30 protein-coding genes, 2 tRNA genes and 1 rRNA gene are annotated in these 26,157 nt (G+C 39.0%); 24 read left to right on the top strand and 9 right to left on the bottom strand.

The genetic code is table 11. The annotated features are described in order from the left end of the window. The first annotated feature begins 14 nt into the window (after nt 1-14). The 7 genes from rrf to tsaD all read left to right on the top strand — a co-directional run bounded on the left by rrf (nt 15) and on the right by tsaD (nt 3,053). Nucleotides 15-130: ribosomal RNA gene (gene rrf, locus BA724_RS08810) — 5S ribosomal RNA — on the top strand. A gap of 33 nt (nt 131-163) precedes the next feature. After that, nucleotides 164-237 (top strand) — tRNA-Met (locus tag BA724_RS08805). Between the two features lie 6 nt (nt 238-243). After that, nucleotides 244-320 (top strand) — tRNA-Asp (locus BA724_RS08800). 104 nt (nt 321-424) lie between these two features. After that, nucleotides 425-907 carry a tRNA (adenosine(37)-N6)-threonylcarbamoyltransferase complex ATPase subunit type 1 TsaE gene (gene tsaE / locus BA724_RS08795; protein ID WP_069938282.1) on the top strand — a complete coding sequence of 161 codons (483 nt, stop codon included), beginning with the start codon at nt 425-427 and terminating at the stop codon, nt 905-907. After that, the gene (gene tsaB / locus BA724_RS08790; protein WP_069938281.1) at nt 888-1,595 is read left to right on the top strand and encodes a tRNA (adenosine(37)-N6)-threonylcarbamoyltransferase complex dimerization subunit type 1 TsaB; all 708 of its coding nucleotides are present in this window, start codon (nt 888-890) and stop codon (nt 1,593-1,595) included. The genes tsaE and tsaB overlap by 20 nt, the downstream gene beginning before the upstream one ends. Then, the gene (gene rimI / locus BA724_RS08785; protein WP_245676176.1) at nt 1,582-2,034 is read left to right on the top strand and encodes a ribosomal protein S18-alanine N-acetyltransferase; all 453 of its coding nucleotides are present in this window, start codon (nt 1,582-1,584) and stop codon (nt 2,032-2,034) included. The genes tsaB and rimI overlap by 14 nt, the downstream gene beginning before the upstream one ends. Then, nucleotides 2,034-3,053: a tRNA (adenosine(37)-N6)-threonylcarbamoyltransferase complex transferase subunit TsaD gene (gene tsaD / locus BA724_RS08780; RefSeq protein ID WP_069938280.1), complete on the top strand. Its 1,020-nt coding sequence runs from the start codon at nt 2,034-2,036 to the stop codon at nt 3,051-3,053. Before rimI ends, tsaD begins: the two co-directional genes overlap by 1 nt. Nucleotides 3,054-3,222: 169 nt before the next feature. On the opposite strand, the gene BA724_RS08775 is transcribed toward tsaD, so the two are convergent. Continuing rightward, a complete protein-coding gene (locus BA724_RS08775; RefSeq protein WP_069938306.1) occupies nt 3,223-5,145 on the bottom strand; it encodes an ABC-F family ATP-binding cassette domain-containing protein in 1,923 nt (640 codons plus the stop codon). Between the two features lie 147 nt (nt 5,146-5,292). On the opposite strand from BA724_RS08775, the gene BA724_RS08770 reads away from it, so the two are divergent. The 3 genes from BA724_RS08770 to tatC all read left to right on the top strand — a co-directional run bounded on the left by BA724_RS08770 (nt 5,293) and on the right by tatC (nt 6,958). After that, complete coding sequence (locus tag BA724_RS08770; protein ID WP_069938279.1) at nt 5,293-5,931, top strand: redox-sensing transcriptional repressor Rex; 639 nt, start codon at nt 5,293-5,295, stop codon at nt 5,929-5,931. A 64-nt stretch (nt 5,932-5,995) separates the two neighbouring features. Beyond that, on the top strand, nt 5,996-6,181 hold the full coding sequence (locus BA724_RS08765; protein ID WP_141719902.1) for a twin-arginine translocase TatA/TatE family subunit: 186 nt from the start codon (nt 5,996-5,998) through the stop codon (nt 6,179-6,181). Nucleotides 6,182-6,199: 18 nt separating this feature from the next. After that, nucleotides 6,200-6,958, top strand: a complete 759-nt coding sequence (tatC, locus tag BA724_RS08760) for a twin-arginine translocase subunit TatC (protein ID WP_069938277.1) — start codon at nt 6,200-6,202, stop codon at nt 6,956-6,958. Nucleotides 6,959-7,129: 171 nt separating this feature from the next. Here the strand turns inward: tatC and BA724_RS08755 are convergent, their stop codons facing one another. Together BA724_RS08755 and BA724_RS08750 are read right to left on the bottom strand one after the other, a co-directional pair. Further along, the gene (locus tag BA724_RS08755) at nt 7,130-7,324 is read right to left on the bottom strand and encodes a YdiK family protein (RefSeq protein WP_069938276.1); all 195 of its coding nucleotides are present in this window, start codon (nt 7,322-7,324) and stop codon (nt 7,130-7,132) included. 12 nt (nt 7,325-7,336) lie between these two features. Then, entirely contained in the window at nt 7,337-8,056 is a 720-nt protein-coding gene (locus BA724_RS08750; RefSeq protein WP_069938275.1) for a CPBP family intramembrane glutamic endopeptidase, read from the bottom strand. Nucleotides 8,057-8,252: 196 nt separating this feature from the next. Here BA724_RS08750 and groES point away from each other — a divergent pair, with 196 nt between their 5' ends. The 4 genes from groES to BA724_RS08730 all read left to right on the top strand — a co-directional run bounded on the left by groES (nt 8,253) and on the right by BA724_RS08730 (nt 13,314). Further along, nucleotides 8,253-8,537: a co-chaperone GroES gene (groES, locus tag BA724_RS08745; protein ID WP_069938274.1), complete on the top strand. Its 285-nt coding sequence runs from the start codon at nt 8,253-8,255 to the stop codon at nt 8,535-8,537. Nucleotides 8,538-8,659: 122 nt separating this feature from the next. Continuing rightward, nucleotides 8,660-10,294 carry a chaperonin GroEL gene (gene groL / locus BA724_RS08740; RefSeq protein ID WP_069938273.1) on the top strand — a complete coding sequence of 545 codons (1,635 nt, stop codon included), beginning with the start codon at nt 8,660-8,662 and terminating at the stop codon, nt 10,292-10,294. A gap of 382 nt (nt 10,295-10,676) precedes the next feature. After that, complete coding sequence (locus tag BA724_RS08735) at nt 10,677-12,185, top strand: nucleotidyltransferase family protein (RefSeq protein ID WP_069938272.1); 1,509 nt, start codon at nt 10,677-10,679, stop codon at nt 12,183-12,185. Beyond that, the gene (locus BA724_RS08730) at nt 12,178-13,314 is read left to right on the top strand and encodes a DGQHR domain-containing protein (RefSeq protein ID WP_069938271.1); all 1,137 of its coding nucleotides are present in this window, start codon (nt 12,178-12,180) and stop codon (nt 13,312-13,314) included. Before BA724_RS08735 ends, BA724_RS08730 begins: the two co-directional genes overlap by 8 nt. A 138-nt stretch (nt 13,315-13,452) precedes the next feature. Here BA724_RS08730 and BA724_RS08725 read toward each other — a convergent pair whose 3' ends face one another. Further along, entirely contained in the window at nt 13,453-14,616 is a 1,164-nt protein-coding gene (locus tag BA724_RS08725) for a site-specific integrase (RefSeq protein ID WP_069938270.1), read from the bottom strand. A gap of 18 nt (nt 14,617-14,634) precedes the next feature. Beyond that, entirely contained in the window at nt 14,635-15,498 is an 864-nt protein-coding gene (locus BA724_RS08720; protein ID WP_069938269.1) for a helix-turn-helix domain-containing protein, read from the bottom strand. A 155-nt stretch (nt 15,499-15,653) separates the two neighbouring features. Between BA724_RS08720 and BA724_RS08715 the strand changes: the two genes are divergently transcribed. The 5 genes from BA724_RS08715 (at nt 15,654) to BA724_RS08695 (ending at nt 19,278) form a co-directional block, all read left to right on the top strand. Further along, the gene (locus BA724_RS08715) at nt 15,654-15,998 is read left to right on the top strand and encodes a hypothetical protein (RefSeq protein WP_069938268.1); all 345 of its coding nucleotides are present in this window, start codon (nt 15,654-15,656) and stop codon (nt 15,996-15,998) included. A 14-nt stretch (nt 15,999-16,012) separates the two neighbouring features. Continuing rightward, nucleotides 16,013-16,477: a hypothetical protein gene (locus BA724_RS08710; RefSeq protein ID WP_069938267.1), complete on the top strand. Its 465-nt coding sequence runs from the start codon at nt 16,013-16,015 to the stop codon at nt 16,475-16,477. An 86-nt stretch (nt 16,478-16,563) separates the two neighbouring features. After that, nucleotides 16,564-17,439 (top strand): conserved phage C-terminal domain-containing protein, encoded by an 876-nt coding sequence (locus BA724_RS08705; RefSeq protein ID WP_069938266.1) that lies wholly within the window; start codon nt 16,564-16,566, stop codon nt 17,437-17,439. 465 nt (nt 17,440-17,904) lie between these two features. Then, a complete protein-coding gene (locus BA724_RS08700) occupies nt 17,905-18,420 on the top strand; it encodes a hypothetical protein (RefSeq protein WP_069938265.1) in 516 nt (171 codons plus the stop codon). Between the two features lie 12 nt (nt 18,421-18,432). Continuing rightward, nucleotides 18,433-19,278 carry a YecA family protein gene (locus BA724_RS08695; RefSeq protein ID WP_069938264.1) on the top strand — a complete coding sequence of 282 codons (846 nt, stop codon included), beginning with the start codon at nt 18,433-18,435 and terminating at the stop codon, nt 19,276-19,278. Nucleotides 19,279-19,511: 233 nt separating this feature from the next. On the opposite strand, the gene BA724_RS08690 is transcribed toward BA724_RS08695, so the two are convergent. The 4 genes from BA724_RS08690 to BA724_RS08675 all read right to left on the bottom strand — a co-directional run bounded on the left by BA724_RS08690 (nt 19,512) and on the right by BA724_RS08675 (nt 23,497). Continuing rightward, nucleotides 19,512-20,360 carry a conjugal transfer protein TrbL family protein gene (locus BA724_RS08690; protein ID WP_069938263.1) on the bottom strand — a complete coding sequence of 283 codons (849 nt, stop codon included), beginning with the start codon at nt 20,358-20,360 and terminating at the stop codon, nt 19,512-19,514. A gap of 45 nt (nt 20,361-20,405) precedes the next feature. Next, nucleotides 20,406-22,295 (bottom strand): VirD4-like conjugal transfer protein, CD1115 family, encoded by a 1,890-nt coding sequence (locus BA724_RS08685; RefSeq protein WP_069938262.1) that lies wholly within the window; start codon nt 22,293-22,295, stop codon nt 20,406-20,408. A 2-nt stretch (nt 22,296-22,297) separates the two neighbouring features. Next, nucleotides 22,298-22,690 carry a hypothetical protein gene (locus BA724_RS08680; RefSeq protein ID WP_069938261.1) on the bottom strand — a complete coding sequence of 131 codons (393 nt, stop codon included), beginning with the start codon at nt 22,688-22,690 and terminating at the stop codon, nt 22,298-22,300. 321 nt (nt 22,691-23,011) lie between these two features. Further along, entirely contained in the window at nt 23,012-23,497 is a 486-nt protein-coding gene (locus BA724_RS08675; protein WP_069938260.1) for a hypothetical protein, read from the bottom strand. Between the two features lie 334 nt (nt 23,498-23,831). On the opposite strand from BA724_RS08675, the gene BA724_RS08670 reads away from it, so the two are divergent. The 5 genes from BA724_RS08670 (at nt 23,832) to BA724_RS08655 (ending at nt 26,151) form a co-directional block, all read left to right on the top strand. Then, a complete protein-coding gene (locus tag BA724_RS08670) occupies nt 23,832-24,479 on the top strand; it encodes a hypothetical protein (RefSeq protein WP_069938259.1) in 648 nt (215 codons plus the stop codon). After that, nucleotides 24,475-24,768, top strand: coding sequence for a barstar family protein (locus BA724_RS17975; protein ID WP_083256147.1), 294 nt, complete (start codon nt 24,475-24,477; stop codon nt 24,766-24,768). The genes BA724_RS08670 and BA724_RS17975 overlap by 5 nt, the downstream gene beginning before the upstream one ends. A 240-nt stretch (nt 24,769-25,008) precedes the next feature. Continuing rightward, on the top strand, nt 25,009-25,173 hold the full coding sequence (locus tag BA724_RS18610; RefSeq protein WP_169818530.1) for a hypothetical protein: 165 nt from the start codon (nt 25,009-25,011) through the stop codon (nt 25,171-25,173). 84 nt (nt 25,174-25,257) lie between these two features. Next, nucleotides 25,258-25,581 carry a hypothetical protein gene (locus BA724_RS08660; protein WP_069938257.1) on the top strand — a complete coding sequence of 108 codons (324 nt, stop codon included), beginning with the start codon at nt 25,258-25,260 and terminating at the stop codon, nt 25,579-25,581. Nucleotides 25,582-25,647: 66 nt separating this feature from the next. Continuing rightward, a complete protein-coding gene (locus BA724_RS08655; RefSeq protein ID WP_069938256.1) occupies nt 25,648-26,151 on the top strand; it encodes a hypothetical protein in 504 nt (167 codons plus the stop codon). Nucleotides 26,152-26,157: the final 6 nt, after the last annotated feature.

Below are 26,157 nucleotides of genomic sequence, written 5' to 3'. Positions count from 1 at the left end.
TTCGAACTTCATAGTCAGGTGGCTACAGCGAAGAGGTCACACCCGTTCCCATCCCGAACACTGCAGTTAAGCTCTTCAGCGCCGATGGTAGTTGGTTGTTTCCCCCTGTGAGAGCAGGACGCCGCCTGGCTGTGAATTTAACTATTATATTCTATTTTATCGTCGCGGGGTGGAGCAGCCCGGTAGCTCGTCGGGCTCATAACCCGAAGGTCGCAGGTTCAAATCCTGCCCCCGCAATCATTTGGTCCGGTAGTTCAGTTGGTTAGAATGCCTGCCTGTCACGCAGGAGGTCGCGGGTTCGAGTCCCGTCCGGACCGCCATTTACTTTTAGATTACATAATTATTCGATATAATAACGATACAATCAGAAACCTTAGGATCATCACTATCCTAAGGTTTTTTTTCGAGGAAAGAAGGCGGACTAATGAAATCTTCTTATACGTGGATCATTCATAACTTGCAGGACTTGAGTTTTTTTGCAAAAACACTGGCAGATGCACTTCTTCCAGGAGATGTGCTATTACTCGAAGGCGATCTAGGTGCGGGCAAAACAACTTTTACACAATATTTAGCAAAAGCACTTGGTGTAGCAAAAAACGTGAACAGTCCAACGTTTACTATCATCAAAGAATATGAAGGGATTTATCCCCTCTACCATATGGATGTTTATCGATTAGGGGAAGAATCCGAAGAAGATTTAGGGTTTGATGAATATTTTTTTGGAGACGGGATCACTGTGGTGGAGTGGGCGCATTTAATTGCTGACCAGCTTCCGGACGAGTATATACAGATTAATCTTTTCCATACAGGTGTGGAAGGACAGCGCAAAATAAAACTAACAGTAAACGGGGATCGATATGACCGCGTTCTTGAGAAGGTGAAGACGATTGAAAATATTAGCGATTGATACATCCACTTATACATTGTCGATTGGCTTAGCAGATGGGGATGTCCTGCTGGCTGAACAGGTGACAAATGTAAAAAAAAATCATTCAGTTCGGGTCATGCCTGCTATTCAGTCTTTAATGAACGATGTGGAGATAAAACCGGACGAGTTGGAGAAAATTATTGTGGCTAATGGTCCAGGTTCTTATACAGGCGTCCGCATCGGTGTGACAATCGCAAAAACACTGGCGTGGACGCTGAATATTCCGGTTGCGGCCGTTTCAGGGCTTGCCTCATTAGCAGCGTCTGCTCCTGTTATTGACGGTCTTGTTTGTCCAATATTCGATGCTCGGCGAGGTCAAGTTTTTACTGGTTTGTACCGTTTATCAAATGGTACAGTAGAAACGGTGTTTGAAGACAGGAATGTATTAGTAACGGATTGGTGTAAAGAGCTGCTTCGCCAAAAAGAAACAATCCTGTTTGTTGGCCAGGAAAGCATTTTACATGAAAAAACAATTGCGGAACAAATGGGTGAGTCGGCTGTATTTGCAGGAAAAGCCGTACCATACACACGCCCGGCTGCTCTTTTAACGCTCGGAAAAGAAACAGAAAATGATCCGGCAGCAGTCGTGCCGAATTATGCGCGTCTGGCCGAGGCGGAAGCAAAATGGCTCGAAGCGAAGGAAAAGAAGGAGAATGGCCGTGAGTGATCTGCGTATTCGACCAATGGTCATAGAAGACATTCCAGCTGTCCTTGAAGTAGAATTGGCCAGCTTTACCATTCCGTGGCCAAAAGAAGCATTTGAACGGGAAATCGCGATTAATCAATATGCCCATTATTATACGGCTGAACAGGGCGGCCTTATTATCGGCTATTGCGGTATGTGGGTTGTGTACGATCAAGTGCAGATAACAAACATCGCTATTTTGCCTGAGTTTCGAGGGAAAGGCTGTGGCAGCGAACTGCTTGGCTTTATGATCGAAAAAGCGAGGGAACATGGAGGGTCCGTTCTTTCACTTGAAGTTCGAGTCAGCAATATTCCCGCGATGACATTATACAAGAAATTCGGTTTGCAGCCGGGTGGAATCCGGAAGCAGTACTATACCGATAATCAAGAAGATGCTTTAGTAATGTGGGTGAATTTATAATGAAAAAAGACACATATATTTTTGGGATTGAAACGAGCTGCGATGAAACGGCAGCGGCCATCATAAAAAATGGTACGGAGATTGTGTCAAGCGTTGTGTCGTCACAAATCGAAAGTCATAAACGATTTGGCGGCGTCGTGCCGGAAATTGCGTCACGTCATCATGTAGAGCAGATTATTTCAGTGCTCAATGAAACACTTGAACAGGCAGGATTAACATTCAGCGATATGAACGCAATTGCGGTAACGAAAGGACCTGGATTGGTCGGTGCTTTGTTAATTGGCGTTAATGCGGCAAAGGCAATTGCATTTGCTCATAATCTGCCGCTGATCGGTGTTCATCACATTGCCGGGCATATTTATGCTAATCGTCTTGTGAAAGAAATGACGTTCCCGCTTCTGTCACTCGTCGTGTCGGGTGGTCACACAGAACTTGTATACATGAAGGAGCATGGATTGTTTAAAGTGATCGGGGAAACACGCGACGATGCAGCCGGGGAAGCTTATGATAAAGTCGCCCGTACGCTGCATCTTCCTTATCCAGGCGGTCCGCATATTGACCGGCTGGCAGCGGAAGGACAGGATATATACGGGCTGCCGCGTGTACGTTTGGAAGAAGGTTCGTATGATTTCAGCTTCAGCGGCTTAAAATCAGCCGTTATTAATACGGTTCATAATGCGGAACAGCGGGGAGAAATAATTATTCCAGAAAATCTGGCTGCAAGCTTTCAAGCAAGTGTCGTTGAAGTGCTGACAGAAAAGACAGTTCGCGCCGCAAAAGAATACAATGTGAAGCAAGTGCTTCTATCAGGTGGCGTGGCAGCCAATAAAGGACTACGCGCAGCATTAGAAAAAGCGTTTGATGACTTAAATAATATCGATCTCGTTATTCCACCACTATCACTTTGTACGGACAACGCGGCCATGATTGCAGCAGCGGGCACGGTGTTATATGAGCAGGGAAAACGAGACGGGATGGATATGAATGGCCACCCGGGCCTTGATATCGAACAGTTTTAAAAGGGGAGACATTCTCATGCAGAATGTCTCTTTTTTTGTGTATAAAGAGGATAAATTCATTCACATCCTGTGGGTAATGTGTATAAAACTGTGGAAACCCTTGCAAATAGCAGAATATTTGTTGTTTTTGTGTGGATAAAAAAAAGAGAGGCTGTGGATATCCTCTCACTTACTTAGATTGCCATTGCTCCCATTCATCCATCAATTGTTCGATCGCATTATTCGCATTATCGAGCTGTTGCTGAAGGGATAGTGATTTTTCATGATCCTCATAAATCTCAGGCAGACAAAGAAGCTCCTCCACTTCAGTGATTTTTTCTTCATACGCCGCAATTTCTGTTTCAATCTCTTCAATACGCCGTGCTTTTTGCCGGTCTTTTTTTCGCTGCTCTTTATCCGTTTTATACGAATCAGCGGCTGCAGGTTTTGCAGTCTTCACAACAGATTGAACTGTTTCAAGTGCAGCAAGCTCTTCTTGTTCATTTTTCTTTTCAACGTAGTAGTCATAGTCACCAAGATAGACGGTGACGCCTTCTTTGTCGAGTTCGATTACTTTCGTGGCGATCCGATTAATAAAATAGCGGTCATGAGAGACAAACAAAAGCGTGCCTGGATAATCAATAAGCGCATTTTCCAGCACTTCTTTGCTGTCAAGATCCAAGTGATTGGTCGGTTCATCCAGAATAAGAAAATTTGCTTTTTGCATTGTCAGCTTTGCAAGTGCCAAGCGGGCTTTTTCGCCGCCGCTTAATGCCGCAACGGGTTTCAGCACATCATCTCCTGAAAAAAGGAAGGTACCAAGAATGGAACGAATCTCTTTTTCCGGTGTGCCTGGATAGTCATCCCACAACTCTGCCAGCACTGTTTTCGCCCGGTTTAAATGGGACTGCTCCTGATCATAATAGCCGATTTCGACGCCGGCACCATGCCCAATGCGGCCGCCAATCAGCGGGAGGACACCGATAATGGATTTCAATAATGTTGACTTCCCGGCGCCGTTTGGTCCAACAAGTGCGATACTGTCACCGCGTGTAACCGAAAAGGACAAATCCGTTCCGATTTTCTCACCATTGTAGCCAATCGCCACTTGATCAATATTCAACACTTCATTTCCGCTTTGCCTATTTATATCAAAAAGCATGCCAGGCGGCTTTTCGTCGCCGTCAGGACGCGCCATCATCTCCATCCGGTCAAGCTGCTTGCGACGGCTTTGGGCTCTTTTTGTGGTGGAGGCCCGGGCAATATTTCGCTGAATAAAGTCCTCAAGCTTTGTGGCTTCTTCCTGCTGCTTTTCGTATTGTTTCATTTCTCGTTCAAACTGCTCGGCTTTTTGTGTTAAATATTTGCTGTAGTTGCCGGTAAACTTGCGGATTTTATGACGAGAAACCTCATACACCTGATTCACGGTTTTATCCAGGAAGTAGCGGTCATGAGAAACAATCAGAATCGCGCCTGAATATCCTTGTAAATAGTGTTCGAGCCATGAGAGGGTATCGATATCAAGATGGTTAGTCGGTTCATCAAGAATGAGAATATCCGGTTTTGTCAATAAAAGCTTCGCAAGAGCAAGACGTGTTTTTTGTCCGCCGCTTAACGTGGAAATAAGTGTTCCATAGTCATAATCATGGAAGCGGAAGCCGTGTAAAATTGAACGCAAGTCTGCTTCATATTGGTAACCGCCCGCTTCTTTAAATTCATTTTGCAGCTGATCATAGGCAGTCATTACTTGATTGTACCGTGTTGGATCATTGTATATATCCGGATTGGCCATATCTGCTTCAAGCGACCGCAGTTTTTGTTCCATCTCACGTAAATGGTCAAAAACGCTGTTCATTTCGTCCCAGATGGACAAATCGGATTCAAGACCAGTATCCTGCGCCAGATAGCCAATCGTTACATCTTTTGGTTTCATAATCGCGCCTTCTTCATGTGAAAGCTGTCCGGCAATTATTTTTAGCAGCGTCGATTTGCCTGCGCCATTACGGCCGACGAGCGCGATCCGGTCGCCTGACTGCACTTCGAGCTTAATATTCGATAAAATAAGTTCAGCTCCATAATATTTCGAAAGCTGCTGTACTTGCAGAAGAATCATGTTTTTCACCTCACTATCCACTTTACTTGAGGTGCGCACTTCCGGCAATGAAAAAGAAGCAGTTCTTGTGAAAAACGCTACAAAGATTTATGATTGTATTAACACAAAAAAAGAACATGGAAGCGGTATCATGTTGGAGGGAAAAAAATGAATAATGATTCGATGAAAATACCACAAGCAACGGCGAAGCGTCTGCCTTTATATTATCGATTTATCCAAAACCTGCATTCATCTGGAAAACAGCGGGTATCATCTGCGGAATTAAGTGAAGCAGTGAAAGTAGATTCGGCGACAATTCGACGGGATTTTTCTTATTTCGGTGCGCTCGGCAAAAAAGGATATGGCTACAATGTCAGCTATTTGCTGTCTTTTTTCCGAAAAACACTTGATCAAGATGAGGTAACCAATGTGGCGCTTATTGGTGTTGGAAATTTAGGGACGGCTTTTCTAAATTACAACTTTCTGAAAAACAACAACACGAAAATTCAAGTCGCGTTTGATGTGGAAGAAAGCAAAGTCAACACCAAAATTGGTGATGTGCCAATTTATCATATGGATGATCTTGAAAAGACGCTTGCTGATTTACATGTGCCTGTTGCTATTTTAACGATTCCGCAAACAGCAGCACAAACGATCACCGATCGGCTGGTCGCGGCAGATATTAAGGGCATTTTAAACTTTACACCGGCAAGGTTAAATGTGCCGCCGGAAATCCGCGTTCATCATATTGATTTAGCGATTGAGCTGCAGTCGCTTGTCTATTTTTTGAAAAACTATCCTGATTAATCTGTTGAAAAATGATCATGGTATTGCGCGGTTAAATCAGTTATGATAAGGAAAAGGGAGGTGTGTGCCAATGGTAGGTGTTGGCAGCATGGTTGTAATCGGCGCGGCAGCGCTTTTGATTTTCGGACCGAAAAAACTTCCGGAACTCGGACGAGCAGCCGGTGATACATTGCGTGAGTTTAAAAACTCTACAAAAGGATTAGCCGATGATGATGACGATCAGTCAGAGGACAAAAAAGAGTCCAAGTAATGTTAGGATGATTGACAAATGAGTCAGCAGGATATGACAATATATGAACATCTAGAAGAATTTCGAAAACGGCTGATGATTGTCGTTGTTTTCTTTTTTATTGCAGTGATTGGTGGACTGTTTTTTGCGAAGCCAATTATTCATTACTTGCAGCACGCCGATGAAGCAGCGGCATTAACAATGAATGCATTTCGTGTGACCGACCCGCTCAAAATTTATTTTCAGATGGCTTTTGTAATTGGTATTATTTTAACGTCTCCGGTTATTTTGTATCAGCTGTGGGCATTTGTCAGCCCTGGCCTTCATGAAAAAGAACGGCGGGTTACGCTCAGCTATATTCCAGCCTCTGTTTTGCTGTTTCTAGGCGGACTGGCGTTTTCTTACTTTATTTTATTTCCGTACATTATTCATTTTATGATGAAGCTGTCCGGAGACTTAAATATTGAACAGGTCATTGGCATCAATGAGTACTTCCAGTTTTTATTTCAAACAACCATTCCATTCGGCATTTTATTTCAGCTGCCGGTCGTTACGCTGTTTTTAACGCGGCTCGGTATTATAACACCGCAGTTTTTAGGACAGATCCGCCGCTATGCGTATTTTGTTTTGCTGGTGATTGCCGCGCTTATTACGCCGCCGGATATCTTCTCGCACATGATGGTCAGTGTTCCGCTGTTTATCTTGTATGAAGTGAGTATTTTCGTATCAAAAATTGGCTTTAAAAAAATGCAGCAGGCAGAAACAAAACAAGCCCAACAAGAAAAATCCGTCCAATAAGCTGGACGGGTTTTTCCACATTAACGGGCAGTAAGAATCCCATGTATTTTTCAGCGGCTAATCGGGTTCGTACTGTCGATTGTTCAAAGCGCTGGCAGAGAACTTAGCGACAGTAGAACGGGGCTAGCCATTAGTGAGGGATGAAGAAATCCCACTAATGGAAGACTCGCTTTATTTTTGGCTTTTTTTTAGCTTGAAATGCGTAAGCATCATGCGGATACCGGTGCCAATATCCATCGTTGCCAGCAAAATAAGCAAATAGGTGAAAAAGCCGAATTCATTTTGGTTTACGTCTTGAATCGCGAGAAAGACAAAAAAGAAACCGAGTATGTTAAAAAAAATCCCTCTTGTTAAATATGACTGCACTTATTTTCCTCCTTAAAACCAGCTGATCCATTGCGACATTTGTTCCATCTCCTCCGCTTTTCGGATCATTTCCTGAATGTCGTCCGCAAACACGTACTGCATAAGCACGACAAATGTATTCATAGAGACATGCGCCATAATCGGCACAATGATTCGTTTTGTTTTTACATAAAGAAATGCGAATGTAAAGCCCATCGCTGCATATAATATCGTGTGCTCGAGTTCTGTGTGCGCAACAGAGAACACGAGAGAACTAATAAGCGCTGCGAAGAAAAATGGCATACGGTTATAAAGCGATCCGAAAATAATTTTGCGGAACACAATTTCTTCTAAAATCGGTCCAAATACAGCGACTGACAAAATCACAAGCGGCAGCCCTTGGACAAGCTCGATGATCTGCTGAGTATTTTCTGAGCCTTGTGGAATGCCGATTTTTGTTTCTATGCTAACCGCAATAATTTGAGCGGCAAACGCCATAAAAACACCTAGAATTGACCATACTACAGCCCAAGCAGCCGAAACAGGCGCCTGCCGCTCAATGGCATTGCGATACGTTGACCGCCATAACATAATCAGAATAATTAGTGTTGCTAAGGCGAAACTGATCACGGTCCAGTAACCAGGGACAAGCGCTTCCGGAACACCTGCTTTATAAAGCAGCGGCCCACCGATAAGACCGGAAAACTGCATTAAAATGTACGTGATTAAAATCCATCCATATTCTTTTTTCACGAAAAAACTCCTTCTTTTCAATACATACGTTTATTGTACTATTGAACAGAATCCGCTTCAAATAAGCAGTCTGAAAATTTTTTTTCTTTACGCTTGCAAATGAGAGGCGGTTTCCCTTATTATAATACTTGTGTTAGCACTCATCAGAGTAGAGTGCTAATAAAACATATTTAATCATTTTTGAGGAGGGTTTCACTTGTTAAAACCACTAGGTGATCGCGTAGTAATTGAATTGGTAGAATCTGAAGAAAAAACAGCCAGCGGAATTGTACTTCCAGATTCGGCGAAAGAAAAGCCGCAGGAAGGCAAAGTCGTGGCAGTGGGTACAGGACGTGTGCTTGACAGCGGAGAGCGTGTAGCACTTGAAGTTGCTGAAGGCGACCGCATCATCTTCTCAAAATACGCAGGAACAGAAGTAAAATATGAAGGCGTAGAATACTTATTGCTCCGCGAAAACGATATTCTAGCTATTATTGGCTAAGGGCCTGCACGACGCAGGTCACAGAGGCGTTGCCGCATGACGCGGCGTATTTAGCCTTTGAACCTTATATATTAAACGAGTAATGATAAAAACAACTAATTATTTGAAGGAGGCACTTTTAAATGGCTAAAGATATTAAATTCAGTGAAGACGCGCGCCGCGCAATGCTTGCCGGTGTTGATAAATTGGCAGATGCGGTAAAAGTAACGCTTGGACCAAAAGGACGCAACGTCGTATTGGAGAAAAAATTTGGTTCACCGCTTATCACGAATGACGGTGTAACAATCGCGAAAGAAATCGAGCTTGAAGATGCATTTGAAAATATGGGTGCGAAATTGGTAGCGGAAGTTGCCAGCAAAACAAATGACGTTGCCGGTGACGGTACGACAACAGCAACGGTTTTGGCGCAGGCGATGATTCGTGAAGGTCTTAAAAATGTAACAGCAGGCGCAAATCCTGTCGGCATCCGTAAAGGAATGGACAAAGCAGTTGCAGCCGCTGTTACAGAGCTAAAAGCAATTTCAAAACAAATCGAAGGCAAAGAATCCATCGCACAAGTTGCGGCGATTTCATCTGCTGATGACGAAGTTGGCCAATTGATCGCAGAAGCAATGGAGCGTGTTGGCAACGATGGCGTTATCACGATCGAAGAATCAAAAGGCTTCACGACGGAACTTGATGTTGTAGAAGGTATGCAGTTTGACCGTGGCTACGCATCTCCGTACATGATCACTGATTCTGACAAAATGGAAGCGGTCCTTGAAAATCCGTACATTTTGATCACAGACAAAAAGATTACAAGCATCCAGGAGATCCTCCCAGTGCTTGAGCAAGTTGTTCAGCAAAGCAAACCGCTTCTATTGATCTCTGAAGATGTAGAAGGCGAAGCACTTGCAACACTTGTTGTAAATAAATTGCGCGGCACATTCAACGCAGTCGCTGTTAAAGCGCCTGGTTTCGGTGACCGCCGTAAAGCGATGCTTGAAGACATCGCGATCCTGACAGGCGGTGAAGTGATCACTGAAGAGCTTGGTCTTGACCTAAAATCTGCAGACATCACACAGCTTGGCCGTGCTTCTAAAGTTGTTGTGACAAAAGAAAACACAACAATCGTTGAAGGCGCTGGGGATTCTCAAAACATCGGCGGCCGCGTCAGCCAAATCCGTGCGCAGCTTGAAGAAACAACGTCTGAATTCGATCGTGAAAAATTGCAGGAGCGCTTGGCGAAACTTGCAGGCGGCGTAGCAGTAATCAAAGTCGGTGCAGCAACAGAAACAGAACTAAAAGAACGCAAACTACGCATTGAAGATGCCCTGAACGCAACACGCGCAGCGGTTGAAGAAGGCATCGTATCCGGTGGTGGTACAGCGCTTGTGAACGTCTACAATAAAGTAGCCGAAGTAGAGGGTGAAGGCGACGTCGCAACAGGCGTGAAAATCGTTCTACGCGCACTTGAAGAACCAGTTCGTCAAATCGCGCACAACGCAGGCCTTGAAGGATCGGTTATCATCGACCGCCTGAAACGCGAAGAAATCGGTATCGGCTTCAACGCAGCAACAAGCGAATGGGTTAACATGATCGATACAGGTATCGTTGATCCGACAAAAGTAACTCGTTACGCTCTTCAAAACGCAGCATCTGTCGCAGCTCTGTTCCTAACAACAGAAGCAGTAGTCGCAGACAAGCCAGAAGAAGGCGGCGGCGGTATGGGCATGCCGGATATGGGCGGCATGGGTGGAATGGGCGGCATGATGTAATATCATCCCCTGAAAAAGCGTCAAACCTTGATATATAAGGGTTTGACGCTTTTTTATTTTCTTCTTTTTTTGAAAAACTCATAAAAAAATCATAGTTAATTCTTAGGTAGTCATTAAGAATATAAAACTTGTCGAAATAAGGCTGTATAATTTAATGATGTCACGTGAAAATTAAAATGTTTAGTTTGTATTTGGCAGAAAACTTTGAATCAGAATGTCTAATTTCCTCATCTATAGTGAATTTACACAGGGAAAAATAGCAGTTGCCAGAAATTTTAAGATGAATAGAAATATATTTCCCTTGAAACTCTTTCCAAATGGATTGTGAAAACATAAAATAGAGTGAAGCTATGTTTAAATTAGCAGGGGAGGAAAATTGTTAGTGGAAGTACTCGACGATAATAAAACTCTGACAGAAGAAGTATTAAAGGTATATAATGCTGATTTTCAAAATAATTTAAAAGAAATAGCTGAAGAAATAATTAATCACTTATCCGAAGCGATTAAGAAGCGTGAAAGTGGTTTTTCTTTAACTTATTCTAATAATGTGCATTCAGGTCAATATTATGATTTTAAATTTCGAATTAAGGAAAGTTATAGTTTAAAGGAAAAACTTTTTAGAAAGAACCTAATTTGGAAAATAGCTTCGGATCTAGATGGCCAAGGTACTGATGAGCAAAGTGAAGGCATTATTAAATCATTTTTACATAATTTAGATGATTTAATAGGGATTAAAATTTTAACACAAGTTAAGAATGATAGTTATAGCATATATGAGATTTTGAAAATAAGTAAAAATGAATTAAAAGATTTTGGTATTAGCTTTGATTTTGAAGAAGAACAACCTAAATCTATGAAGAATGGCATGAGCATATATAATATTAAAGCTCGTTATAATGAATATAATTTTGAATTGCAAATAAAAAGCCAAATAGAGTCTGCGTGGGCAGACATGGATCACGAGATGTTCTACAAAGATTATGGGATTACTCCAATTAGAAAGTCTGTGCAACAAACAATGAACAAAGTTGGGAAATTGTTACACGAAGTTGACGATTTATTGCATTCAATTAGATCTTCAGAAATAGAATTTAATAAGGGTCAGAACAAGTTAATCATATTAAAGAAGCTTAGTGAAGAGTTTCAAGTCTTTTTAAAGGAGGAACTAAAAAATCCTTATAATTTTGATTTCAGCCAATACATAGATTTTTATGAATACATTCTTAGTAAAAAAGATTGTGAACCTAAAATGATCTGTAAAGATAAAGTAATATGGCCAAGAATGAATTATGATGATAGACAGGAAAGTCATGAAAACTATAGAAAAATACATCGTAGAAATTATGATGTTTTAGTTAATGAAATAGTTTTTGCTAGTATTAAAAATTTTATCGTGAAAGAAGATATTTTAGATGTAGATTTAAATGAGTACTTAAATTTATATATTTCTTATATTGTCGATAAGCAGATTCAAGGTCAGGAATTTAAAGAAGGTATTCAGGAAATAGTTAATGAATTATTAAATAAATGCAAAGTCTCCAGTATTTATACGGATTATCATAAATACAGAGATATAGAAGAATACTATGCGCTTGTATATGATGAATTTATAAACAACTTGGGATTAACTGAGGATAATCAAATCGAGTTATTAAACTTAATAGGGCTGAATTTTGCATTTACTGCCTTTGAAAATACCCTGATACTTGAAGAGAAACATTTTGATTTGTTGTTTGAAGCGACCAATAACAGTTCAGAAAAAATAATTAGAATGTTTAGAAAGTTGGAAAATGATCTTAAAAGTAAGAAAAGAATAGAACAGGCTAAAAAAGCACATTTAAAATTTGAAGAACAAATAGCTTCATTTATAGAGGGGGATCAATTTGAATAAAGAAGTATTTGTATATACACAAGACAGCCAGTTGTATATTAACAGTGTACTGGAATTCAAGGATCTCAAGGAAATTGCAGAGCCTTTAATATACGGAGATAACCCTCTGGGTTATCAAAGAAAACTTGATAAAAAGCATTATTATGAACTAGCTAGAAAATTGACTAAAGGGGATGTTTTATTACCTACTTCCATTATACTAGGTGTAGATAAAGAATTTTTGAGTGAATATATGGATCTAGAAGTGGATAATGAGGTAAAGATCACACAATTTCCAATTGGAAAGTTAGTGGCACTGCAAGGTAAACATTTTAGTGTAGTTGATGGACAACATAGATTAGCTGCATTAGGATTGGCCGTTAGTAAAAGAGAGGAATTAATAAATTACAAATTAAATGTAGTCATCTTGGTTAATGATAGAGTACAGCGGATTAAAGAAATTAAAGTGTTTACAGATATAAATTCAAAAGCTAAAAAAATCACTACAGATTTAACCTTGCTCGCTGAATATAATTATAGAGTATACTATAAGCCTGAAGAGCTAACAGAGAAAGAGATATTGGATCATATTGGTGTCAGAATAGCCTATAATCTAAACGAAGATGAGTATAAACCTAATGTGTGGTTAGAGGCCATAAAATTAGATGTAACCTCAGATGAAAATAATGGTGTAATCGGTGTAGCAGCATTTAAAAATTCTTTAAACAGGTTAATTCTTACTTATATTCGAAAATTCGATGATGGTAATAGGATAATCGATTTTGACATAGAGAAAATAAATTCGATAGCAGCTGCACTAACTGGATTTTTACTAAAAGCATGGGAAATTATACTTAACAGATGGCCAGGTGCTTTTAGCTTCTCTACAGATAATCTGCACTCTTATAATAACGAATATTATCTTCAAAAAACTACAGGAGTTAACGCATTACATTTAATTTTAGAAGAAATCCTTAAAGAAAATAATTTTGTTGAAAAGACTTTATCTGAATTAGAGCGAGCTTTATCTAGGAGTTTAATTGAATCAAAGGATTGGAAAGTAAAAGGGCAATTTGCTGGACTAACTTCAAAATCAGGCTTTAATAAAGCAGCATTAATCATATTAAACAAAGGTAATGAAGTTACTTGAAATTCAGATTTATAAATTATTTTGACATGTAAATATAAATTCATTACCTACTTACTTATACAAAATTGTTATTATTCAGTATAAAAACACCACTTTAATTTATTCGAGTGGTGTTTTAACAATTTTGTTTACAGTAGCTTATAATAAGCCACGCATCAACTGACTAAATTTCTCCGCTGCATTTTCCTCCATATTTTTGGTCATGTGCGCGTATATATTCATGGTCGTTTTATAGTCTGAGTGGCCAAGGCGCAGCTGAATTTCTTTCACACCCACGCCAGCTTCAATTAGTAATGATGTATGTGTATGCCGGAAGCCGTGAAGGGTGATCTTCTTACTGATACCGGCTTTATTTAATAATCGGATTAACCGAATCTCAACAAGCTTTCGTAGCGTAGGATATCCGTCTTCACGTGCGAACACAAATTGTTTGTTGTAGTAATGGTCTCTATTTTTCAAAAACTGCTCGTTTTGTTCAGCTTTATGCTTTTTCAGAAGAGCAACCAAATCATCATCAATTCGGATCGTTCGTTTTGAACTGCTTGTTTTAGGCGGAAACAGCTTATAATTTTTTGTGTTGTTAGCAGGTGTATAAAGCGTTTTTGTGATTTTTAATGTGCCAGCATCCAGATCGATATCCGGCCATTTTAAAGCCATCATTTCGCCAATCCGTAGCCCTGTATAAGCGAGCATAGTGAAATAAAGAAAGTCATTTTTTAATCCATCTGTTTTTGCAGTTTGAAGAAGGTTAATCAATTCATCCCTCTCTAAATAATTCAGTTGTTCCAATTCCTCGTTTTCATCGACTTCAAAACTTTTCTTCTTCGGCAGTTTGAATCCCTCTGTCGGATCGTTTTTAATTAACTCCAATTCAAGAGCGCGTTTAAAAAACATTCTTCCCGTTGTATGCATACTGTCCAAATAATTTTTACTATATTGATTCGAGAGATCAAGAAGCCGGTCTTGATAGATTCTTTTTGTAATTCGCCGGAGCTGTGTATCCTGCCAAAGCTCCGTTAATCTTTCTAATGCAATCCGGCGAGCTCGGACACTGCTTTCCTTAGCATGATGCCCGTACCAAATCAAAAACTCTGGAAGAAAGACTGATACTTTCAGCTTTGCTTCTGACTTCAACTCCCCGTCTTCAAATTGCTTTTCCATAAGAGCAGCAGCACGGATCGCTTCTTTTTCTGATTTAAAAGTAGATTTTGTTTTTTGAACCTGTTTTCCTGTAACAGGGTCGAGCCCAAGACTGACGCTATATCCCCATTTACCTGTTTTTGTTTGATAGATATAAGCCACAGATGTTAACGCTCCTTATTAATCCTCTAACATAAGGTTAAGCAGGATTTTTAGTTTGTCTCGCTCTTTCTTGGATAGAATTTTTCCTTCGTAATATATATTTCCGTCTCTTTCTAATAAATGATTCAAAGAAAAGAAGCGTTCCGTTAATTCCTCTTTCGGAACAGTTCGAGTCACTTTTTGACCTGTTGAATCGGTAAATTCCTCTTTATTAAAGACATCGAATGAGATCTCAGTGAAATTTGTTTTTAGAAATTGATTTAGGTGCTTTTTTATTTTTATTCGATCTAGCTGCTCAAGATCTTTTATCAGCTCATCTGAATGATCCGTGAGCCAGCTGTGAATATCTTCTAGGTGTAGAGCATCAAACATCGAGTATAGATGCTGGTCCGTTGGATAATTCTTTGCATCCTCGAAATCTTGAATAAATTGAGCCTCAAGACCACTTCTTTTGCTAATTTCATCAATAGATAGGTTTTTAATAGACCGTATGGATTTAAATAATTTTTCTTTAGGAAAGCTTCCATGCAGCAGAAGTCCAACGGGATCTTTTCTATAAGATGGTCTCGGATCATAAACAATGTTTACGTTCTGCTGATTATACTCAGCAGCTCTTTTTGGAAGGAAACCATCGAAGTCGTTGGAATCAGTTCTGAAATTGATTGTATCCATATAACCCGCTAGTCTCATTAACTCAAAGTAATCTACTTCAAGAGCATTAGATAATTTTTTAATAATTTCTGGAGAAGGAGGCTTATCTTTTCGTCCATTTTCTAATTGTGAAAGATAGCTTTGAGAAACACCTACAAGATCAGCCAGTTTATACGTACTCAACCCTTTTGCAGTCCGCTTGTCTTTTATATAATTAATAAATTTTTTCATTTCAAAGCCCCCTGTGTTAAACATGCTCTTTGAGTATTATTATACTCGAACTGATTATAAAATGAATGAATTACCATTAATTACTTTACAAATTAATTGAGTATTTATATAATTAATTTGAGTTTTATTAAACTTAATGAAAAGGAGTGAAGAGAATGATTGAAATCTCGATTGATGAAAAGCGTGTAGAAGAGATGTATAAAAAGGCGGTGGAAGAAAAGCTTGAGAAAATCGAACATGATCGGTTGTTAATGAGCAGCAAGGAGTTGCAAAAATACTTAGGCCTCAGCTATCCAACGTTAAGCGAACTGTTTTTTCATGATCCTGATTTTCCAATAATTCGAGTTGGAACAAGAATGCTATTTTACAAGCCGGATATTGATGTGTTCATTGATGAATGGGTGGATGAGGTGAGAAATAATTACAATGGACAGGCTAAAAATATGAAAATATCAGTTAACAAGGTTAGCAAAGCAAAAAGTGAAAGAAATATCAGTTAAGAGGGAGGGACCTTATGAGCTTGATCGTTCAGGAACCAAAAGCGATTTATCAGATTGATGGGGAAGTGGGTCTTTACTATGATTTGAATATAAAAAAGATGGGACAAGCGTTCTGGATCTGCATGGCGGCCAAAAGCAAAATTAAAAAAGTAGTATGCATAAAAGCGTACTTCGTTCAGACGGTAGAAGAGGCAGAAAAAGAATTTATTACTTTTTCCTATGCTATAGAAAAAGTAAGTAGCAACATGAGTGAACCTTTATCTTTAAAAGAAGCTCGTGTGCTGGCAGGGATTTCACGGATAGATATGGCTACTATTATTGGAGCCAGTCTGAACAGGTGGATTGCTATAGAGACACTAACAGCAAAACAGCCGATGACGGCAGAAGAAGCCATTTGTTTTTCAGAAGCAACAGATTACAGCTTAACGGACAGTCCAGAAGTATTGCGCGATGAAAATCTAACAGCACATAAAAAATGAGCGGTTGCTGAGAACAACCACTCGAATGTAACAACCTATTTCATCCTGTATTGTAGCATAAAGCAGGGAATCAAGGAAGTGAGCGTATGAGTGTCTATCGAAAAAGGAAAGACAGAGAAAATCCTTATGTGCAGCTTCATAAAGGATTTATATATGATAAAAACCTTTCTTTTAAAGCAAAAGGCATTCTCGTCTATTTATTAAGCCGTCCAGACGATTGGCAAGTGTACGAGTCAGAGATCATTAAGCATAGCAGAGACGGCAAGGACAGCGTTAGAAACGGCATTAAAGAGCTTATTGAACAAGGGTATATTTCAAGATCTAATTTCCGGACGGATAACGGCAAATTTGCAGGTTATATTTATGATGTTTATGAAGAAAAGCAGAATGTTTTACCGGAGCGGGAAATCCGCTCCGGCTTATCCGCACCGGGAAAACCGTCTTCGGAAAAACCGTTTTCGGATAATCCGCCACTACTAAAGAATAAAGAAACTAATCAATATAATGAACTAAAGAATGATAGAACTAATAATGGTGCAAGTCCCCCAGACATTCCGTTTGATGAGATCATTGTGTATTTAAACACCATAGCTGAAAAAGATTACAAGGCAAACGCGAGATATACAAAACAACTGATTACAGAAAGGTATGAAGAAGGATTTACACTGGAAGACTTTAAGAAAGTGATTAGAATCAAAACAGCAGAATGGCTGGACCATGAACAATTCAAACAGTATTTACGACCCAAAACATTGTTTGGAGAAAACTTTGAAACGTATCTTCAGCAGGAGAAGCCTATTAAAAAAACGGATTACAAAAAACAAGGGAGTATTAGAACAGAAAAATTGCCGCAATGGTTTACTGAAAGTAAAAATGGCAAGGAGACGGTTGATTTAACTGCTAATGATGAAGAATTTCAGCGTGAAAAAGCAGAACTCGAAGCAAAGCTAAGAAGACGATAAAAAGTCCTTAGAACAACCTATATGAGTAAAATAGGCCTTCTAAGGACGATGTAAAGTTTTTAACCCTGATTATTCTTTCGGGGCTTTTTTTCTTTTTTTAAAGGCTTGGCTGTTTGGTCTTGTCTTTTTTTTCTTCTTAGCTTGTTCCGCTTTGATTAATAACATTAAATCACCGAAAGACATATCTGAGTCCTCCTTCCATGATTCTCAACGAAATAAAATAAGGAAGCTAATGACTAAAGAATAACTACTTAGTTTAACAATAATTCATTTCTTATAAGGTTTAAAGCATTTAATTATGTTTAGATGTCGTTGTATCTTATTTTAGCTATTCGTAGCATAGAGGACATCTGTATATAAGTAAATTATGAACATCAGATAACAAACACTATGTAAATTAATGGATTTGAAAGTTGAATCAATATATAATTTAATTTAAGCAATACATTAAGGAGAGATGAGAAAATGTTACATGAGAGTAATGAAAATAATAAATTAACAATTGAAGAAACAGATATTACATTTGATACTATTTACTCAAAACCTTATTTCCCAAATGAGTATGAACAAGAAATCAAACAAGCTAATTTGCTATTGATACCTTACCCGTCATTCAGAGACTTTGACAAACCTGTTTTTCCTGAAGAAACACAAAGATTTTTAGATTTTTTAAAAGAACAGCAAAATGAATCACTAAAGCCGGATATCGTTATATCTGATGACGAATACCGGGAGTTAGAATTACATGCTGATCTCGTTACATTGCCTTTACTAATTCTTGATAAGGTCGTAGTGCCGTTAGTCGTTGGTTTAATAACTAGTTACATCTATGAAAAGAAAAGAGTGCGTAAGACAGAATTGAAATTAAAAGTAACTATGACTGTAGTTGATGGTGAAAAATCAAAGACACTTTCTTATGAGGGTGACGCTGATCAGTTTGAAAATACGGTTCAAGCTGCTAAGGAGAATTTTTACGATTGAGGTAAGTAAATAATGGATATTTTGCAAATTAAGAAATACCTAAACACTTTTAGATTTAGTAAACTTGACCCAACTATAAAAGAAAGATTAACTGAGTTAAAAAAGATTGCTGTTTTGAGTGGTGATCAAGAAGTAGCAAAAGAAATATGGTGCCTTGAACAGGTTTATCAGATAATCCAACACTATCTAAAAGCTTTTAACCTCTTAAAAAAGAAAGAATACCTTAAAGCGTGGATGCAATTAGATAGGGCTGATATAGAATTTTCATTCTTACGAAAACACTTTGACTATAGCGGAAACAAATATAATCTTGAATTTTTAGAAAAAAATATTTATCAATTTCAGAGACTGTTTCCATATCAATATTTCTTAAGTAGGGAATCAGTTACAAAAAAAGAACGATGCTCAATCTGCAACCAAACAGTCTCAATAAGAAAGTCTTGTGGACATAAAGTAGGTGAGATATACAACGGTGAACAATGTAGCCGGATCGTAGAAGAGATAGAACTTTTAGGGTTTGCTATAGTGAAGAATCCTTTCGATAAATATACTGTTTTAATGCCACAGGACATTGAATATAATTATTTCATGCTTGAGAATTTATTACAAAGTATAAATCACCCATACACGAAATGGAACTTAGAAGTTCAAAAAGAAGATGATGTTAGGTATAAAAAATTGGGTAGAAATGCAAATTGCATTTGCGATTCTGGAATTAAATTTAAAAAGTGTTGTTTAAATAATGAAGATAGAAAAATAAAAGTAGATCATCATAAAATTACAGTGCTTGACAAAGTATCAAAAGATATAAAACCAATTCCTCGAACTACATTTAGAACTACAAAGACTAAAGAATAGAGAATCATTTAAAAGATTTAAGTTTGAAGGCAAAATAAAGGTTATATCTACGAGGAAATGATAGAGGACATATTCTCTTCTTTAGAAACTGGTGAGTCAGCTCCTTTAACTAAATTATGTTTAAGTAAATTATTGGGGATTGTGAATTTCTACCTATAAATTAAATTGCACCGTCCAATATTGGACGGTGCAATTTAATTTATAGACTTAATTCAGAGGAATATTTGTAAGGTTTATTTACTTGCAATCCTTGCAGCTGCATATTTGTATATAGCCATCTTTCCAGCCCCTCCGGCAACTCCTACAGCCACTTTACCAGTCCCGGAGGAGTAGAGAAACTGACGGATGTATTTTGGGCCTTTTAGCAGGATAATCATCAACCCAATGGCCATCATGTAATCCTGCAGTTGTTCGGTTCCGGTAATCATATTCAGGATCATCCACAAAAGAGCCACTTGAAATGCTTGCGAGAACACGACGCTTATGGCTTCTCTCCACCAGACGGACCATATATCAAAGTTCTCGGTTACGATGCTTTGTGCGGCAATAGGGGACGTGACGAGCAATACAATGAACTCACCAAGTCGTTGGATATATTGCATCCCGAGCAAAACAAACAGAATGACGATGATCAGAGCGCCGAGAAAAATGGATAAGTTAGCCGTAGGCGGAATTAAGGCGAACTTTTCAAGTGTTTTTGTATCTAACCCTTTGTCTAAAAAGAATTGGACGATGCTATTGTTGAGCTTTAACAAAACTTCATTTAAGAGCCATGGGGCAGTTGCGGCAAGGATAAAGGCCAGAATAGACTTGGAAACAACTTCTGCTACGCTGCGGCTTTGTACGCCAGCAAGGTGGTTGAACATAATTCCGATCAGTGACCAGGCGACAAATACGATACACAGCGATGTGGCCAGCGAAAATACAAAATCATAAACAGTTGCGACTTTTGGATATTTGGACAGATCCGTTGGACCAAGCATGAAAATCCCGATCCAGTCAAAAGCCATATTCGCAAAATCTTTCACCAGCTCTTGAATCATTTCTTTGAGCCATTCGATGGGGCTTTTAAAGGCATTCATGTAGTATCCTCCGTTCGTTTTTCTTAATACAGCATATTAGATTAATTAAAATTTGAATTCATCCATAAGATCCTCTAGTTCTCCTTGATTCTTAGTTTGCTTTGTATTCGAATCACGCTGCTCAATTTCTAATTCCTCTTCTAAGTGATCCTGCTCCGTTTCTTCCAAGTTTAAATCATCAATAATGTATGGAGAATCAGCAGTGGAACTCTCATCGTTCAAGCAAAATACGGAATAATCACTTCGGTCAGCCACAGGGTAGTCTTCTCTGGAGACTTCCTGGCTCAGCATGCCTTTAAAGTGCTTAAAACGGTCAAACCAAGCTTTTTCGATCCGCATCGGATATTGACCGGATAAAAACAGTAGGGCTTCGTCTTTATTCAGACGGGTAATTTCATCAGCTGTAATTAAGTCACGGCCCATGTACTGTGCAGATTCACTTTTTGATGAAGAGGTACGGCTGCTTGAGTTGGATTGGTTTTTAACACGAATGGTCGTTTTTCCGGCTAACTGGCTAAAGTACTTGGCTGTTTCATGTTCACCGGCTTTTAACAGCAAGCGAATGTCACAGTTGTTCATAACCTCTTTGGCAATTTCTTTTCCATATACTCTCTCTAGCTGACTGGTGTCCTGCAACACAATCGTCACTTCAATACCAAGGCTTCGTGTTGTGGAAAGCCGCTCTTCAAAGTTCGGCACCTTTCCGATATTCGCAAATTCATCAAGCTGCAGTAACACACTATTTGGCAGTCTTCCGTAATGCTGGTCCGCCAGCCGATACAATTCGGAAAACATTTGAGTGAAAAACGATGTAATCAACGGGCGAAATTCATTATCGGCAATGGGCATAATAATATAAACAATCATTTTCTTCTTTCCTAGATCTTCAAACAGAAAATCATTAGCTGCGGTAAATTGACAAACATCTTCATACTGCCACGGATTGAGTGTCTGCATAAGCGTAACAAAGACATCGCCCATTGTTTTTTCTTTTAATTTATCAACGGCGGTTTGATAAGCTTTTCGAACAACGTGATTTGAATCAAACGCATGAAATGCCTCTTTTAATTTTTCTTCTGGCAGCTGTCCGACAGCCATTACACTTCCCATGTGCTGCTGCTGTGAAGGAAGAGCATATTTAACATATAAAATCAGCGCCTGAAGAACAGAAGTTTGAGCCTGATTCCAAAAATCCTTTTTCAGCCTTGATCCCTCGCCAGCATTATTCACCAGCGTATCTGCAATTTTGAACGCGTCTGAATCCTTTCGAATGTACTCGAATAGGTTGTACCGGTCGGAAACATCGCGGTTTTTAAAGTTAATCAGTCTCACTTCATAACCTTGCTCACGCTTGGCCTGTGATGTTTTTTCATAAAGTTCGGCTTTAGGATCGACTGCGATAATGGACTTGCTCGTATTGTTCAAAATGTTCGGGATGATGACAGATCGTGTTTTTCCGGCACCAGAACCACCAACAAGAAGAACATTACGGTTTAAGTGACTTTGATCATGCTGAATAATTGGCTTGCGCTTGTATATGCCTAAAATGGTTCCATCCCCATGAAATTTTGTCGTGATCGAGTTTGTTTTAAAAATCTCTGAATCCTTTGCCCAGCGTGAGGTTCCATATGCACCGTACTGTGATGCTTCTTCATACTGATTCTTTTTCTGAAAAAAGGTTCTTCCAAATAAGAAAAGTGTTCCGATTACGAGAAACGGCTGTATTTGAATGAACAAGTCATTTGAAAAGGCTTCTGATAATGTCTGGACGGGGTGAAAAAAGTTGGTTTGAAACGCCTCATAAAATAAGTTGAATTGATAATTCTTGAATAAAGAAAAATCATTTAGTGCTGCTGCACTGATGTATTCGGCAGCAACTACGGCTATTGCAGTGATAAGCAGTGAACGTTTCAAGCTTTCTTTAACGTCTGTCATGGTTATCGCGTCCTTTCTTGAGTTTGTGCTTTTTTACGGGCCTGCTCATGCTCCCATTCCTCATGCTCCAGCTCCCTGTTAATTTGGTAGAAAAAATTGTCAATAAAAGAAGTATCAATGACCAGGCTGGGCCCTCGTTCGTACTGATACGATAATTCACGGGGAGGAGGATCGAAAGGACGTATTCGCTCTTTTGTGAATTGAAATTGTTCGCGAAAAAAGGTCCGATCTTCATTTGAAATCTTGAGCCTGTGTTCAACTCCATCCCGATCATGGTAAGAGGCACGAATGGCCACATGACAATGGGGATGATCAGGATTACGATGTTCAGCTGCGACCCATTGAAGCCTGTACGCTTTTTGAATTTCCCACTCTTTCATCACGTTCCGTATCATTTCTTGATAATCTCCAGGCTCGAACCCGGATCTCGTCCACTCATCTCCGGACATTGAAAACAAAACGGTATGAATATGTGGAACGTCTGGATGCGAAAAACGTTTTTCTTTTAAAGAATCGATAAATTTCTCGGCATCGGCAGCATCATGGTGCTCAGAAAAAAGTCCAAGTGATTCAAAACGATCCTCCCGTTCTCTAAATCCAATATATCGAATGTGAGACCGTGCATCTTCAAACGACTTAATATACTTGTGAGAGGCATATGCACCAATTCGAAATCACTCCTTTTACTGCATATTAGCTTAAAAAATTAGATGGATTTACACGCTCATTTGATCATTTGACCTGTCTTTCTTTTGCTCCTGATGATCGGTGAGGGCCATTTTTCGTAAGTTCTTTACAGCTTGTTTTCCGTTAGACGAAATTGAGTATTGATCACTAATTCGAATGCGATTTTGATTTAAGATCCGTGCATCCAAAAACATCTCCAGAACATCTTCAACGCCTTTTACAATTTGATTATGAAAAACAGGAGTAGCATATAAAGCAGCCGTCGACTCAACCTGAGTTTTGTAAATCATTTTTGCCAGCCGATTAACCTGGTCGTCGACAGCCTGTTTTACACTGTGAGCGATTCGTGGAGCATATAAATCATCAAACAACAGCTGGCCATCTCTAGCAATGTACTGCTTCATTAATTCTTCAATTTCAGCGTTATGATGCTGCTTTTTTCGGTTGGCAATTTTCTCGAATTCTGAAAGGACTCCTTGATCAATTCGAATGTTTTTTTGCTGCTTCCTGGCCATTTTGTTCCTCCTTTAAAGCCATCATAATAAAGTGCTCCATTTTTCATTAAAAAGAGATGCTAGCACTCTAATAGCTTTCATAATACAGTATAACAGATTAAGTATAGCTGGTCAAAAATAGGAGGTATCTGTTTCAGCCCATGCGCAGCATGGCTTTTAATCCCCTAGCTAGGGGATTTATCTCCGCCACCCCTACCCAATGCCTTGCATTCGGTTTGCGGGGAGGGGGTCGCTTGCGGAGGGCTTTGACCCTTGCTGCGCGATTTTTGCTGCAGGGCCTGGTTTAGATTTTAATCTCAGTGAAGTATAATAGATTGAAGAAGGGGCTGACAAAATGCCAAAATTAAATAAAGGAAAAACCATAAAATTAAGCATTCGATTATCTGTCGGTGCAAGAGAAAAAATTGAAGCAGCAGCTAAAAATTTGGGGGTTTCGATGGCTGGTGTTATATTGTTTGAATTAACAAAACTGCTCAAGAACCCGCCGTCAAAATCAGAAATTACTGATCTTGAAGATACAATCACGCTTGAGCGTGAGCATTTCGTTTTAACGGTAAATGAAAACCTGATAAACCAGATCAATCAGTTGGCTGAAGATTATAGTATGAAAAAGAATCGATTGATCGGATACATTGTATCGAATCACTTTGAAAATATAGTGAATAGAGGCACGGAAAAAGATGTTGAACCTAAGAAGTTAATGGTTCAAGTGAATAAAACCTTAAAAAAAAAGATGATGGAATACAGTGAAAAGCATTATATTCCTTTGAATGCGCTGGTATCATATTCTATTTTGCGAGGGCCTTCTGAGCAACTACCTTCATATGAAAGTGAAGAAATGGTCACTTTCTTCACAAATGTACCGGCTTATATTGGGGAAATGATCAAAGAGAGGGCAGAAGAAGAAAATATTCGAGAGCATTTTTATACTTCTTTATGTTTGTATAAGCAATTCATGACTCCAGGAGGTAGATTTTATTAAAGAACAGAGAAAGTCTGTTGTTTCCATAGACATAAATAACATAAAAATAGTAAAAGAGTTACACCATCTCCTTAAAAAAAAGCTTGATTTCCCTGAATATTACGGAGGAAATTGGGATGCTTTTTGGGACTGTATATTAGATCCGAATGTGATGCCAGAGGAGCTGATACTTGTTGGGTGGTCTGAATTGGAATTGAACTTATCATCTGATGCAAGAATTATGAAGGCATGCTTGCTAGAATATAATAAAGAGATTCCGCATTTAAAATGTAAATTCGTCTTCAACTAAAGATTGTGTTAGGTAAGAAAGACAATCAAAAAAATTAGCTTTAGATATGGCCCTAAGTAATCCTTCAGATAATTTAGGGTCACTCAACGATTTTAAAGAACTTCATCGTTAATTTTAAAATGGTTAATTTCCCCTATTTAATTTTAATCTAATATACTGTATATTGATTTTTGAAGTAGTGAAAGTTTGAATGAATAATCAAATCTAGAAAGGTGGTGGACATTTTTGGAGGAGAAGAAGGTGATTGTTCGTCTGAATGTAGATGTGCCAATGAAGTTGAGAAGGCGTATTAAGATTTATTGTGCGAAGGAAGATGTTGATATAAAGGAAGTAGTGATTCTGGCTATAGAAAGTTTTTTAGATGAAATGGAGAAAGATTCACTTCAGTCCCACGTGCAAGGATAAAAAATTTTCTTTAGTTAAATTTTAATCTAATATACTGTATTTTGATTTTTAGAATATAAAAAGAAAACAAGGAGAGGTTTGCGCATGAAACAAGATACGAAGGCTTTGTTCGCTAAATTTTATATAGCCACTATCGTTACACTGCTCGTTCTAATTCCAACATCAGCAAGCGCCACAGCTCCATCTTCTTATGTGAACAAAATATCTGATGGCTTGTTTGCGGAAATATTGAAAGTGGCTCCAAAGATTGCGCTGGTTGTAATTGGGTTCTCCTTCTTGATGTACATTGTGGCTGGTGACGAACATAAGAAAAGCAAACACAAGAGCACAGCTTATATTGCAATTGTTGCTTACTTGATTTTGCTTGTATTGCAGCCGTTACTTGGATGGCTGGACGGTTTGATTTAATTACGACAAGAAAAGCACTCTTTGATTCCAGAGGGTGCTTTCTTTATAAGAACAGGAGTTGAGATTGTGAAGGAGAAAAAGCAATTCTTCATTCCGAAAAACTATGATAAAAAATTCGAATGGATTCCGGGCATTTCAGGATGGCAGCATGTCGCGTTCCTGCCGATTATCGCACTGGATTTTATGATTTTGCAGCACACACCTTTTAGCTTTTCAAACAAAGTAACGTTCATTGCGATTTCACTTGGTCTGCCGTGGATTCTTATGGGCACACATCCCATCAGAGAAAACGTTCCATTGTATAAGCATCTTCAGTGGAAACTAAAGTTTATGACCCAGCAACGATTATTTCAATACAGGAAAGAAGGTTATGTGAATGAAGTGGATCAGTCGCAAGACAAAGGCGAAAGAAGCAAAACAGCAGGAGAAAGCACTGAAATCCGTTCAGCAATTGATTCCGGTCAAGGAGATCGAGCAAGGAAAGCTAATCACGCCAGACAACAAAATGGTCCAATGCTTGAAAGTGTCAGCCATAAATCTGGAACTGACAAGCAACGCGGAGTGCAATGAACTTTT

The sequence above is a fragment of the Domibacillus iocasae genome (assembly GCF_001750285.1).
GTDB classification, from domain to species: domain Bacteria; phylum Bacillota; class Bacilli; order Bacillales; family Domibacillaceae; genus Domibacillus; species Domibacillus iocasae.
Note: the sequence above shows the minus strand (reverse complement) of the source record. Positions and strands in the feature narration are given on the sequence as shown.

Coding starts and splice junctions, on each gene's coding strand:
- tsaE (WP_069938282.1), top strand. CDS start 425: ATGAAATCTTCTTATACGTGGATCATTCATAACTTGCAGGACTTGAGT.
- rimI (WP_245676176.1), top strand. CDS start 1,582: ATGGCCGTGAGTGATCTGCGTATTCGACCAATGGTCATAGAAGACATT.
- tsaD (WP_069938280.1), top strand. CDS start 2,034: ATGAAAAAAGACACATATATTTTTGGGATTGAAACGAGCTGCGATGAA.
- BA724_RS08775 (WP_069938306.1), bottom strand. CDS start 5,145: ATGATTCTTCTGCAAGTACAGCAGCTTTCGAAATATTATGGAGCTGAA.
- BA724_RS08770 (WP_069938279.1), top strand. CDS start 5,293: ATGAATAATGATTCGATGAAAATACCACAAGCAACGGCGAAGCGTCTG.
- tatC (WP_069938277.1), top strand. CDS start 6,200: ATGAGTCAGCAGGATATGACAATATATGAACATCTAGAAGAATTTCGA.
- groL (WP_069938273.1), top strand. CDS start 8,660: ATGGCTAAAGATATTAAATTCAGTGAAGACGCGCGCCGCGCAATGCTT.
- BA724_RS08720 (WP_069938269.1), bottom strand. CDS start 15,498: ATGAAAAAATTTATTAATTATATAAAAGACAAGCGGACTGCAAAAGGG.
- BA724_RS08715 (WP_069938268.1), top strand. CDS start 15,654: ATGATTGAAATCTCGATTGATGAAAAGCGTGTAGAAGAGATGTATAAA.
- BA724_RS08710 (WP_069938267.1), top strand. CDS start 16,013: ATGAGCTTGATCGTTCAGGAACCAAAAGCGATTTATCAGATTGATGGG.
- BA724_RS08705 (WP_069938266.1), top strand. CDS start 16,564: ATGAGTGTCTATCGAAAAAGGAAAGACAGAGAAAATCCTTATGTGCAG.
- BA724_RS08700 (WP_069938265.1), top strand. CDS start 17,905: ATGTTACATGAGAGTAATGAAAATAATAAATTAACAATTGAAGAAACA.
- BA724_RS08695 (WP_069938264.1), top strand. CDS start 18,433: ATGGATATTTTGCAAATTAAGAAATACCTAAACACTTTTAGATTTAGT.
- BA724_RS08690 (WP_069938263.1), bottom strand. CDS start 20,360: ATGAATGCCTTTAAAAGCCCCATCGAATGGCTCAAAGAAATGATTCAA.
- BA724_RS08685 (WP_069938262.1), bottom strand. CDS start 22,295: ATGACAGACGTTAAAGAAAGCTTGAAACGTTCACTGCTTATCACTGCA.
- BA724_RS08680 (WP_069938261.1), bottom strand. CDS start 22,690: ATGATACGGAACGTGATGAAAGAGTGGGAAATTCAAAAAGCGTACAGG.
- BA724_RS08675 (WP_069938260.1), bottom strand. CDS start 23,497: ATGGCCAGGAAGCAGCAAAAAAACATTCGAATTGATCAAGGAGTCCTT.
- BA724_RS08670 (WP_069938259.1), top strand. CDS start 23,832: ATGCCAAAATTAAATAAAGGAAAAACCATAAAATTAAGCATTCGATTA.
- BA724_RS08660 (WP_069938257.1), top strand. CDS start 25,258: ATGAAACAAGATACGAAGGCTTTGTTCGCTAAATTTTATATAGCCACT.